The following is an 11,237-nucleotide window of genomic DNA, read 5'->3' as shown; positions in this document are numbered from 1 at the left end:
GTCCGCGGTCCGCGGGTCGGCGCGGCGCGGTGCGGGCCGGGACGGCGGCGGGGTGGCCGCTTCCGGCTCGCGCAGTCGCCGGCGCCCGCGTGGGGGCTCGGGTGGCTGCTCGTTCATCGGTCTCCCTCCCGGGCGCGGTGCGCAGCGGCGGCGTCGATCCAGGCCTGCAGGATCTCGACGGCGGCGGCCTGGTCGACCACCGCACGCTGCTTGCGGCCTTTGACCCCGCGCTGGGAGAGGATGCGGGATGCGGTGACCGTGGTCAGCCGCTCGTCGCCCAGCCGGACCGGCACGGGCGCTATCCGCCCGGCCAGGCGTTCAGAATACGCGATCGCCAGCTCGGCCGCCGGACCCTGCCGGTTGGCGAGGGTTCGCGGCAGGCCCACGATCACCTCGACCACCTCGTGCTCGGTGACGAGGGCGGCCAGCTGGTCCAGGTCAGTGTCGTCGGTCGCATCGCGGGAGAGGGTAACCAATGGCGAGGCGAGCAGGGGGGCCGGATCGCTCAGCGCCACTCCGACCCGGACGGATCCGACATCCACTCCGAGCCGACGGCCGCGGCCCGGATCGCCCACGCCGGGGCGGTCCGGACCGCGGTTTCCGCGGTTAACCAATGCCGGCAATCGCCGCGCGCAAGGCCGTGGCCGCCTCGGCCGCGCCGGCCGGGTTCGTGCCACCGCCCTGGGCCATGTCGGGCTTGCCGCCGCCCCGGCCGCCGATCTTCTCGGCGAACGACGGGACGAGCTTGCCCGCGGCCACACCCTTGTCGCGGGCCGCTTCGGTCGTCGCGACGACGAAGCTCAGCTTGTCGCCGGACGGCGAGAACAGCGCCACGACACCCGGCCGGGTGCCGAGGCGGCCGCGGATGTCCGAGGCCAGCGCGCGCAGGCCGTTGCCGTCGACGTCGGGCACGACCTCGGCCACGACGGAGAAGCCGCCGATCTCCTCGGCCTTGCCCGCCAGCGCGCCCGCCGAGCCCAGCACCTGCTGGGTCTTCAGCTGGGCGATCTCCTTCTCGGCGTTCTTCAGCCGGGTCAGGACGTCGTCGATGCGGCCCGGCAGCTGGTCCGACGGGACCTTGAAGGTGTTCGCCAGCTGCGACACCAGCAGCTGCTCCTTGCGGACGTACTTCAGCGCGTCCGTGCCGACCAGCGCCTCGACGCGGTGCACGCCCGAGCCGATGGAGGCGTCGGAGACGAGCTTGACCAGGCCGAGCTGGCCGATCCGGTCGACGTGCGTGCCACCGCAGAGCTCGCGGGAGTAGTCGCCCATGTCGACCACGCGGACGTCGTTGCCGTACTTCTCGCCGAACAGCGCGACCGCGCCGAGCTCGAGGGCCTTGTCCTTGGTCGTGGTGTAGCTCTGCACCTCGACGTTGGTCTGGAGGTAGTCGTTGACCTCCTCCTCGACCTCGGTCAGCACGTCGGAGGAGACCGAGCCGGGCGTGGTGAAGTCGAACCGCATGCGGCCCGGGGAGTTCAGCGAACCCGCCTGCGCCGCGCGCTTGCCGTACGCGCCGCGGACGGCCGCGTGCACCAGGTGCGTCGCGGAGTGCGAACGCTCGATGGACAGGCGGCGGTGCGCGTCGACCGAGCCGGTGACCTTGGAGTCCAGGCCGATCTCGCCGTCGACGACCTCGACGCGGTGCACGTACAGGCCGGGCACGATCTTCTGGACGTCCAGCACCTTCAGCTCGACGCCGTCGCCGAGCAGGACACCGGTGTCGGCGACCTGGCCACCGCTTTCGGCGTAGAACGGCGTCCGGTCGAGGACCAGCTCCGCCTTCTTGCCCGCGGAGACGCTGCGGACCGGCTGCCCGTCTTCGAGCAGCGCGACGACCTTCGCCTCGGCCTGCAGGTCCGTGTAGCCGAGGAACTCGGTCTCGCCGTGCTGCTCCAGGACCTTGCGGTACTCGGAGAGGTCGCCGTGGCCGGTCTTGCGGGCCGCCGCGTCCGCCTTCGCGCGGGTCCGCTGCTCGTTCATGAGCGTGCGGAAGCCCTCTTCGTCGACGGTCAGGCCCTGCTCGGCCGCCATCTCGAGGGTGAGGTCGATCGGGAAGCCGTAGGTGTCGTGCAGCTGGAACGCCTTGTCGCCGGCCAGCACGTCGCCGCCGCCGCGCTTGGTCTCCTCGGCCGCCAGGTCGAAGATGCGCGAACCGCTCGTGAGGGTCGAGAGGAAGGCCTCCTCCTCGATCCGGACGACCTCGTTGATGCGGTCGAAGCCGGAGACCAGCTCGGGGTAGGTCGGGCCCATCGTGTCGCGCACGACCGCCGCGAACGCCTGCAGCACCGGCTCGTGCACGCCCAGCAGGCGCGAGGAGCGGATGATCCGGCGCAGCAGGCGGCGCAGCACGTAGCCGCGGCCGTCGTTGCCCGGGGTGACGCCGTCGCCGATGAGCATGACGCCGGTGCGGGCGTGGTCGGCGATGACGCGGAAGCGGACGTCGTCGGCGTGGTTGCTGCCGTAGCGGCGGCCCGAGAACTCCTCTGCGCGGCCGATCACCGGGCGCACGAGGTCGGTCTCGTAGACGTTCTCGACGCCCTGCAGGATGGTCGCGACGCGCTCGACACCCATGCCGGTGTCGATGTTCTTCTTCGGCAGCTCGCCGATCGGCGGGTGGCCGAGCTTGGGGCTCAGGTCGCCGCGGACGTCCTGCATGAAGACGAGGTTCCAGATCTCGATGTAGCGGTCCTCGTCGGCGACCGGGCCGCCCTCGCGGCCGTACGCCGGGCCGCGGTCGTAGTAGATCTCCGAGCAGGGGCCGCCGGGACCGGGCACGCCCATGTCCCAGTAGTTGTCCTTGCCGTCGCGGGCCTGGATGCGCTCGCCGGGCAGCCCGGTGAGCTTGCGCCACAGGCCGGCCGCCTCGGAGTCGTCGTTGTAGACGGTCGCCCAGATGCGGTCCGGGTCGAGGCCGAAGCCGCCTTCGCTCTGCGGCTTGGTGATCAGCTCCCAGGCCGCCTCGATGGCGCCTTCCTTGAAGTAGTCGCCGAAGGAGAAGTTGCCGGCCATCTGGAAGAACGTGTTGTGCCGGGTGGTCTTGCCGACCTCGTCGATGTCCGGCGTGCGCACGCACTTCTGCACGGAGGTCGCGCGCGGGTACGGCGGCGGCGCCTCACCGAGGAAGTACGGCTTGAACTGCACCATGCCGGCGTTGACGAACAGCAGGTTCGGGTCGTCGAGGATCAGCGGCGCGCTGGGCACGCGCGTGTGGCCGCGGCCTTCGAAATGGCGCAGGAAACGGTCGGTGATTTCGTGAGTGTCCACGGGTCAGTCCTTGTGGCTGTGGTTCGGCAGCGGAGTGGCGGCGACGGCGGAAGGGTTCCGGGCAGGCCCGGATCAGCCCTCCGCCCGGCGAGCTCGCCGGACCGGGCGCCGGGCGGCCGCGTGCCGTCCCTCGGCGCGGGGCGCAGTCACGCCCGTCCGCTCCTCGACCATGTCGTGCAGCTCCTGTTCCCGCTCGTTCATGCCCGCGCGCACCTCGGCGCCGAACGAACCCACGGCGCCGGCCAGCTCGCGCACGGCGTCCCCCAGGTTCGATGCTAACCCGGCCGGAGTGGCCTGACGAGCGGTTTCGGCGGCCTTGCGGGAGAGCACGACCCCGGTGACGACGCCGACGCCGAGCCAGAACAGCCGCTTCATTTGCCGGCCTTCCGCGCGGCCTTCAAGGCGCTCTTCTTCTTGCGCGCCTTGATCGCCTTGGACAGGCCGTAGGACAGCGCCGCGGTCTTGACGAGCGGGCCGCCCAGGGTCGCGGTGAACACCGACGCCAGCGCGGAGACGTTGCCGGTGACCGCCTGCGCGTTCGCGGTGATCCCGTCCACCCGCTCGAGCTGGGTGTTGACGTGCGTGATCGTCTCGTTCGCGCCGATCAGCAGCGGATCGGTGTTGCTGTTGGTGCGCTCGATCGCCTCGGTGGCCGCGTCCAGCGTCTTGCCGAGCTTGATCAGCGGGATCGCCAGCAGGACGACCAGCACCACGAATGCTCCTGCGGCGATCAACGCGGCGATCTGCCCTGCCGACACGGGCCCTCCTCGGTTCAGGGGTCGGGATGCCGCCTGAGGTTACCGCCTGGGCCGGTCCCCGACCGTGTCACCCCGCCGGGCCCGGAAAACGTCCTCGCCCGGGAGCCGGTCCGGCCGGCGGAGCGCGGCCCGGGCCGCGGAAACTGTCGGTGCCCGCCGGTAGAGTGGAAACGGGGGGCACCCCGGCGACCGGGGCCGGTTTTCTACCGCTCCTTCAGCACCGCGCGGTACAGCGCGGCCATGTCCTCGTCTCCGTGCCCGGCCTCGACCGCCGCCTCCAGGTGGGCCAGCACCGCCTTCGCCCCCGCCACGTCGACCTCCTCGCCCGCGGCCTCCACCACCAGGCGGGCGTCCTTCGCCGCCAGCCCGGCCGGGAACGACGCCGGGTACTCGCCCGCCAGCATCGCGCCGCCCTTCACGTGCGCGTAGCCGACGTCGAGGCCGCCGCCCTTGATCGTCTCCAGGAACAGGGCCGGGTCCAGGCCGAGGGCGCGGGCCAGGCCCAGGCTCTCCGCCGTCGCGTTGGTCAGCGCGAGCACCCACGCGTTCATCACCAGCTTCAGGCGGCTGCCGCGGCCCGCCGGGCCGAGCCAGATCGTGCGCATGCCGACCGCGTCGAACACCGGCGTCGCCGCCGGCCGGGACTCCTCCGGGCCCGAGCCCAGCACCAGCAGCTGGGCCTGTTCCGCGGGCTGCCGGGTGCCGAGCACCGGGGCGTCGACGAACACGACCCCCGCCTCCTCCGCCATCGCGGCGAGGCGGTCGGTCCAGTCGAGGCCGACCGTGCTCATCTGCAGCCACAACGTTCCCGACGCAGGCGAAGCGGCTTCGAACGCTTCGGCCACGGCGGAACCGTCGGCGAGCATCGTCACGAGGATGTCCGCGCCGTCGGCCGCGGCGGACGGCGAATCGGCCACCGTGGCGACGTCGGACAGGGGTTCGGCTTTGGCCCGGGTCCGGTTCCAGACGCGGACGTCGAGGCCCGCCTCGGCGATGTTGGCCGCCATCGGGGCGCCCATGATCCCGGTTCCGAGAAACGCGACAGTCATGCCGCCATCGTCGCCGAGCCGGGCCGCGGCCGCGCGCTCAGTAGTCGCCGAGCAGGCAGAAGGGGTGGCCCGCCGGGTCGGCGTAGACGCGCCAGCCCCGGCCGCCGAGGTCGGGGTCGAGCAGCCGGCCGCCGTTGGCCAGGACGACGTGGTGCGACTCGCGGAAGTCGTCGACCTCGAAGTCGAGGTGGAACTGCTGCGGGAAGGAGGGGTCCGGCCAGCTCGGCGGCCGGTGGTCGGGGGCCCGCTGGAAACCCAGGACCATTCCGCCGACGTGCAGGGTCGACCAGTCTTCGTCCACGCGCCACCGCGGGTCGGGCCGGTCCACCTCGCCGCCGAGCAGGGCCTGGTAGAAGCGGGCGAGGTACAGGGGTTCCGGGCAGTCCAGGACGATGCACTGCAGCGTCGCGGGCACGGGCACGCCTCCTGCCGTCGCGGGGCCTTCGCGGTGTTCGGGCCACCTGAAGGGGGAAGTTTACGAACTCCGATGATCTTGGCCGCCGCGGCCCATGTTCCGCGTGAACGGCGTTCAAAAGGGCCCCGGACGCCTCACTCCCCGCGGATCGTCCGGCGCAGCTTGGGAACGCGCTCGGCCAGCGTGCGCTCGGCACCGCGCTGCGTGGGCTCGTAGTAGTCCCGGCCGACCAGTTCGTCCGGCGGGTACTGCTGGGCCAGCACCCCCTCGGGCACGTTGTGCGGGTAGCGGTACCCCTGCGCGTTGCCCAGCTTCTTCGCTCCCGCGTAGTGCCCGTCGCGCAGGTGCGGGGGCACCGTTCCGGCCAGCCCCGCGCGGACGTCCGCCAGCGCCGCGTCGATGCCCTTGATCACCGCGTTCGACTTCGGCGCGGTCGCCAGGTGCACGGTGGCCTGCGCCAGCGCCAGCCTGCCCTCCGGCATGCCGATGAACTGGACCGCGTGCGCCGCCGCGACTGCCGACTGCAGGGCCGTCGGGTCGGCCATCCCGATGTCCTCGCTGGCGTGCACGACCAGGCGCCGCGCGAGGAAACGCGGGTCCTCGCCCGCTTCGATCATCCGGGCCAGGTAGTGCAGGGCGGCGTCCACATCGGACCCGCGGATCGACTTGATGAACGCGCTGATCACGTCGTAGTGCTGGTCGCCGTCGCGGTCGTAGCGCACCGCCGCCTTGTCCACTGTGGACTCGACGATGGCCAGGTCGATCGTCTTCGCCTCGGTGGCCGACGCCGCGTCGGCGGCCGCCTCCAGCGCCGTCAACGCACGGCGCGCATCCCCGCCCGCGAGCCGGACGAGGTGGGCGCGGGCATCCTCGGTCAGGGTCAGCTCGCCGCCGAGGCCGCGCTCGTCGGCCAGCGCGCGCTCGATCAGCTCCGTGATGTCCGCGTCGGTCAGCGGGCGCAGCTGCAGCACCAGCGACCGCGACAGCAGCGGCGACACGACCGAGAAGGACGGGTTCTCGGTCGTCGCCGCGACCAGCAGCACCGTGCGGTCCTCGACCGCGCCGAGCAGCGCGTCCTGCTGGGTCTTGGAGAACCGGTGCACCTCGTCGATGAACAGCACCGTGTTCTCGGTGTTGTACTGACGGCGCCGCCGCGCCTCCTCGATGACCCCGCGCACCTCCTTGACGCCGGCCGAAAGCGCGGACATCGCGACGAACCGGCGGCCGGTGGCGATCGAGACGAGGTTGGCCAGCGTCGTCTTGCCCGTGCCGGGCGGCCCGTAGAGCAGCACCGACGCCGGCGCGGCGCCCTCGACCAGCCGCCGCAGCGGGGCGCCTTCGCGCAGCAGGTGCTGCTGGCCGACGACCTCGTCGAGCGAGCGCGGCCGCATCCGCACGGCCAGCGGCGAGCTGGCCGGGTCCGCCTGCGGTTCCGCGCCCGCGTTCGACGTCGTGCGCTCCGGCGGAGGCGCGATGTCGGCGTTCACGGTGAAGAGCTCGTCCTGTGCCACACCGATGACGTTAACCGACCCCACCGACAGAACCTCTTGCCCCGGCCTCCACAAGAGCGCTACCGTCTGGATGACCGGTTGACCGAAAGTGCGATTTGAGTCAACCGGTCAAATGCTCAACGAAACCACAGGTGGAAACGCATGAGCCATCCCAACCGCGAGCGCGCCGACCGGATCCTGGACGCGGCGGGCGAGCTGCTGCTGCGCATGGGCTACCGCAAGGTGGCGATCGACGACATCGCGCGCGCGGTCGGGATCGGCAAGGGCACCGTCTACCTGCACTGGCGCAACAAGGAGCTGCTGTTCCAGGCGCTGATGCTGCGTGAATCGGCCGATCTCACCGACGAGATCCTGAGCGCGATCAAGGCCGACCCGGCGATGATCCTCCCGCACCGGATGATCTCGACGTCGTTCCTCACCACCCACCGCCGTCCGCTGGTGATGGCCATGCTGCGCGGCAACGCCGAAATGTTCGGCTCGATGGGCGATCTCGCCCTGCGGAAGCAGCAGGACCAACTGCGCGCGCAGTTCGAGGAAACGATGCTGCGGCACGGCCTGGTCCGGACGGACGTCCCGAACCTGTCCTTCGCGCTCAACGCCACTTCGGTCGGCTTCTACGTCGGCGGAACGCTCAGCGACGAGTTCGACGACATCCCGCTGGAGGCGAGGGCCGAAGCCCTCGCGCACGTCATCCGTGCCGCGTTCGAACCGCCCGGCGAGCCCGATCCCGCGGCGGTCGCGGAAGTGGCGGCGGAACTGAGTTCGACGCTCGAGGAGCTCGTCTCGGGCTACCGCAACGGGATCTACGCACACGATCCCACCAGGGCCTCCGGCTGATCCGGGGGCCACACCGGGGAAAGGGGCGGAAATGACCAGCACACTGGCCGACACCTGGGGACTCCACGAGGCCCAGTTCTGGCTGCGGGGGAAGCAGCCGGAACAGCGGATCGAGTTCGCCGCGGAACTGGGGATGTGGAACGTCTACGGGCACCCGGAGATCGAAACGATCCTCCGCGACCCGGCGACCTTCTCGTCCGACACGACGCGGCTGATCCCGAAGGACCTGATGCCGGACCCCGACTACGACATGTCGACGGGCAGCATCCTGCAGCTGGACCCGCCGCTGCACAACAAGATGCGCAAGCTCGTCAGCCGCGCGTTCACGCCCAAGGTGGTGGCGGACCTCGAGCCGCGGATCGCCGCGATCACCCACGAGCTGCTGGACGCCGTCCCGGCAGGCGACCGGCTGGAGCTGGTCGAGCACCTGGCCTACCCGCTCCCGGTGATCGTGATCGCCGAACTGCTGGGCGTCCCGGCCGGCGACCGGACCCTGTTCAAGGGCTGGGTGGACAAGATGTTCGAATCCGCCAACCAGGTTTCGCTGGTGAAGAAGGACGAAAACCAGGACGCGGCCATCCGGTCGTCCATGGAAGGCCAGAAGGCGCTCGCCGACTACCTCGGCGTGCACGTCGACGAGCGGCGCAAGCAGCCGCGGGAAGACCTGCTGACGAAACTGGTCGAGGCCGAGCTGGACGGCGAACGGCTGTCGCACTCCGACGTCGTCAACTTCGCGAACATCCTGCTGCTGGCCGGCCACATCACCACCACGATGCTGCTCGGCAACGCGGTGCTGTGCCTGGACACGCACCGGGAGTGGGACGAGCGGGTGCGCGCGGACCGCTCGCTCGTGCCGCCGATGATCGAGGAGTCGCTGCGGTACCTCACGCCGTTCGCGGCGGTGGCCCGCACGACCACGCGGGAGGCGGAAATCGGCGGCGTCACCGTGCCGGCGGACCAGATGCTGCTCTGCTGGGTGGCGGCGGCCAACCGCGACGAGCGGGTGTTCCCCCACCCGGACACGTTCGACCCGCTGCGCGCGGAGAACCCGCACCTGGCGTTCGGCCGCGGGATCCACTTCTGCATCGGCGCACCGCTCGCGCGGCTGGAGGGCCGGGTGACGCTGGACATCCTGTTCGACCGCTACCCGGTGCTGCGCACGATCCCGGGCGAGCCGCCGAAGTTCCAGGTCAACCCGAACATGACCGGGGTGCGTGAGCTGCCGCTCACGACGAAGTAGGCCGGTTGCGCCCTGGGCGAAATCGCTCGCCCGGGGCGCTCGGCGTGGCCCATGGTGGACCGGTGCAGGTGGCGGTGCTGGCGGACGTCCACGGGGTCCTCCCCGCGTTGGAGGCGGTCCTGGCGGAGCCGGACGTCCGGGCGGCGGAGAAGATCGTGCTGCTCGGCGACCTGCTCGCCGGGCCGATGCCGGTGGAAACCCTCGAGCGGCTCCAGGCACTCGGCGACCGCGCGGTGTGGGTGCGCGGCAACGCCGACCGCGAACTGGCCGAATCGGCGCGCACCGGCGGCACGTTCGTCCCGGACCCGATCTTCCCGTGGGCGGCGCAGCAGCTGCGTCCGGCGGATCTCCCGGTGCTCGACGCGTTGCCGCTGACGGAGACCTTGGACGGCGTGCTGTTCTGCCACGCTACCCCGCGCAACGACACGGAGATCGTGCTCGTCGACTCGTCCCCGGAGCGCTGGGCGGAGGTCCTGGAGGGCGTGGCCGAGCCGACGATCGTCTGCGGGCACACGCACATGCCGTTCGTGCGGCTCGTGGACCGGCGGCTGGTGGTGAACCCCGGCAGCGTCGGAATGCCGTACGGGGCAACGGGTGCGCACTGGGCGCTGCTCGGCGACGGCGTCCAGTTGCGGCGCACGGAGTACGACGTCGAGGCGGCGTGCCGGTTCCTCGTTTCGCGGTCGGGCTATCCCGGCATCGAGGAGTGGGCGGACTCCTTCGTCCGCCATCCGGCGTCGGACGTCGAAGCGCTGCGGGTGTTCAGCGGGCGCGGAACGAGTTCCACATGATGACGGCGGCGTAGGGCAGGAATTCGCGGCCGCGGCGCCAGAGCCACGGGATTCCCTTGAGCACCAGCCAGCCCACGTGTCCGGTGGTGCTCGGTTCGGCGCCGCCGCTGCAGGTGAGGCTCACCGGTTCCGGCACGGCGAACCCGGCGTCGGCGAGCAGTCCGGTGAAGCCGTCGGCGAGCATGCGGTGGCCCAGTTCGGAGGGGTGCAGCCGATCGACGCTCCAGGACACCAGGTCGTAGGCGCCGGGCAGCCGGTCGAGGTCGAGACAGGGCACGCGTTCCCGGGCGACGACGTCGTCGATGGCCGAGTTGAGTTCGGCGACGCGGGCGCTGAGAGCGCGTTTGAGCGACGGCGGCAGGCGGAAGACCTTGCTGTGGTCGTGGAAGCGGACGGGCACCACGGTGGTCCCGGTCGCCCGCAGGCGCTGGATGACTTCGGTGAGGTCGGCGGCAACGCGGCCGGCGTCGAAGTCCGGCCGAAGCGTGTCGTTCATGCCGGCGACGACCAGGGCGACATCGGGCCGGTGGGCGACGGCGGCGGGAAGTTGTTCGGTGAGCACGCACCGCATCCGCGCCCCGGCGAAGGAGGGGTTGAGATAGCCGCTGTTTTCAATACCGAGAGCGGCGGCGACCAACGGGCCCACCCCGCGCCAGCCACCCCGCCGCGGCAGGGGATCCCCGAGGCCGACGGCGGTGGAGTCCCCGAGGACGGCCAGCCGCCGAGCTCGTTTGAGCGAGGGTTCGGGCGGCTCGGGCCGGGCGGTGACATCGACGCTCATCACGGTCACGTGCACGACCATCGGCCACCCAGGCTCACACCCGGTGAGGACGAGGTAACACGCCTGCGACACCGGGCCTAATTCTTGACGCGCAGCTCACAGGAGCCGGATATGTCCTGTTCGGGGCGGCGGGGCGGGGAGCGCGAACGCCAGGAATGAGTCATTCATGTCATCCCAAGTCAGGAATGAGTCATTCAAGACGCGGGGACCGGCGCAGGCGAAGGGAGCGAGCGACACCAGCAGCGCCCCACCAACCACACCCCCCTGCCGACCCGATACGCAGCCGCCTCAACGGCCGCCAGGTTGTGTCAAGGCACGCTTTCCCGCCTTGACACAACCTGGCGGCCGTTGAACAATCCGGCGTTCGGGCCGGCGGGGAAACCCCGGCAGACAGAAGCCCGGCAGCACCCTCTGGCAGAGTTTCCGGCAAAGCGGGCCGGTTGGTAGTTCGGTGCCCACCACCCCGAAGCCGCGATTGTGACGACGGCCGGTAGCACCGCGTCGAGGCGGGAAAGCGTGCCTTGACCCGGCGCCACCGGCCGTGTTCTGGCTTCGGATCGGGGTGCAGGGAGGGGTCTGGGTGGGGTG

11 protein-coding genes are annotated in these 11,237 nt (G+C 71.3%); 3 read left to right on the top strand and 8 right to left on the bottom strand.

The annotated features are described in order from the left end of the window. Nucleotides 1-113: 113 nt before the first annotated feature. The 7 genes from ruvX to IE317_RS38520 form a co-directional block, all read right to left on the bottom strand. The gene (ruvX, locus tag IE317_RS38550) at nt 114-575 is read right to left on the bottom strand and encodes a Holliday junction resolvase RuvX (protein WP_191316309.1); all 462 of its coding nucleotides are present in this window, start codon (nt 573-575) and stop codon (nt 114-116) included. Between the two features lie 31 nt (nt 576-606). Further along, nucleotides 607-3,267: an alanine--tRNA ligase gene (gene alaS, locus IE317_RS38545; RefSeq protein WP_191316308.1), complete on the bottom strand. Its 2,661-nt coding sequence runs from the start codon at nt 3,265-3,267 to the stop codon at nt 607-609. A gap of 72 nt (nt 3,268-3,339) precedes the next feature. Continuing rightward, a complete protein-coding gene (locus IE317_RS38540; protein WP_191316307.1) occupies nt 3,340-3,642 on the bottom strand; it encodes a hypothetical protein in 303 nt (100 codons plus the stop codon). Further along, nucleotides 3,639-4,025, bottom strand: a complete 387-nt coding sequence (locus IE317_RS38535; protein WP_013224580.1) for a DUF948 domain-containing protein — start codon at nt 4,023-4,025, stop codon at nt 3,639-3,641. Before IE317_RS38535 ends, IE317_RS38540 begins: the two co-directional genes overlap by 4 nt. A gap of 203 nt (nt 4,026-4,228) precedes the next feature. After that, nucleotides 4,229-5,074: an NAD(P)-dependent oxidoreductase gene (locus IE317_RS38530; protein ID WP_191316306.1), complete on the bottom strand. Its 846-nt coding sequence runs from the start codon at nt 5,072-5,074 to the stop codon at nt 4,229-4,231. Between the two features lie 37 nt (nt 5,075-5,111). Then, entirely contained in the window at nt 5,112-5,489 is a 378-nt protein-coding gene (locus tag IE317_RS38525; protein ID WP_191316305.1) for a VOC family protein, read from the bottom strand. Nucleotides 5,490-5,623: 134 nt separating this feature from the next. Further along, entirely contained in the window at nt 5,624-7,000 is a 1,377-nt protein-coding gene (locus IE317_RS38520) for a replication-associated recombination protein A (RefSeq protein ID WP_191316304.1), read from the bottom strand. Nucleotides 7,001-7,141: 141 nt separating this feature from the next. Between IE317_RS38520 and IE317_RS38515 the strand changes: the two genes are divergently transcribed. The 3 genes from IE317_RS38515 to IE317_RS38505 all read left to right on the top strand — a co-directional run bounded on the left by IE317_RS38515 (nt 7,142) and on the right by IE317_RS38505 (nt 9,868). Continuing rightward, entirely contained in the window at nt 7,142-7,837 is a 696-nt protein-coding gene (locus IE317_RS38515) for a TetR/AcrR family transcriptional regulator (RefSeq protein WP_191316303.1), read from the top strand. 31 nt (nt 7,838-7,868) lie between these two features. Next, entirely contained in the window at nt 7,869-9,077 is a 1,209-nt protein-coding gene (locus tag IE317_RS38510; protein ID WP_191316302.1) for a cytochrome P450, read from the top strand. Between the two features lie 62 nt (nt 9,078-9,139). Further along, nucleotides 9,140-9,868 carry a metallophosphoesterase family protein gene (locus tag IE317_RS38505; protein ID WP_191316301.1) on the top strand — a complete coding sequence of 243 codons (729 nt, stop codon included), beginning with the start codon at nt 9,140-9,142 and terminating at the stop codon, nt 9,866-9,868. Here the strand turns inward: IE317_RS38505 and IE317_RS38500 are convergent. Then, complete coding sequence (locus tag IE317_RS38500) at nt 9,840-10,670, bottom strand: SGNH/GDSL hydrolase family protein (RefSeq protein WP_191316300.1); 831 nt, start codon at nt 10,668-10,670, stop codon at nt 9,840-9,842. The genes IE317_RS38505 and IE317_RS38500 overlap by 29 nt on opposite strands. Between the last annotated feature and the right edge of the window lie 567 nt (nt 10,671-11,237).

It is taken from the genome of Amycolatopsis bullii (assembly GCF_014654205.1).
GTDB classification, from domain to species: domain Bacteria; phylum Actinomycetota; class Actinomycetes; order Mycobacteriales; family Pseudonocardiaceae; genus Amycolatopsis; species Amycolatopsis plumensis.
Note: the sequence above shows the minus strand (reverse complement) of the source record. Positions and strands in the feature narration are given on the sequence as shown.

Bases quoted from the DNA above. Each gene is read 5' to 3' on its own strand.
- IE317_RS38530 (WP_191316306.1), bottom strand. From the start codon at position 5,074: ATGACTGTCGCGTTTCTCGGAACCGGGATCATGGGCGCCCCGATGGCG.
- IE317_RS38510 (WP_191316302.1), top strand. From the start codon at position 7,869: ATGACCAGCACACTGGCCGACACCTGGGGACTCCACGAGGCCCAGTTC.
- IE317_RS38540 (WP_191316307.1), bottom strand. From the start codon at position 3,642: ATGAAGCGGCTGTTCTGGCTCGGCGTCGGCGTCGTCACCGGGGTCGTG.
- IE317_RS38500 (WP_191316300.1), bottom strand. From the start codon at position 10,670: ATGGTCGTGCACGTGACCGTGATGAGCGTCGATGTCACCGCCCGGCCC.
- IE317_RS38515 (WP_191316303.1), top strand. From the start codon at position 7,142: ATGAGCCATCCCAACCGCGAGCGCGCCGACCGGATCCTGGACGCGGCG.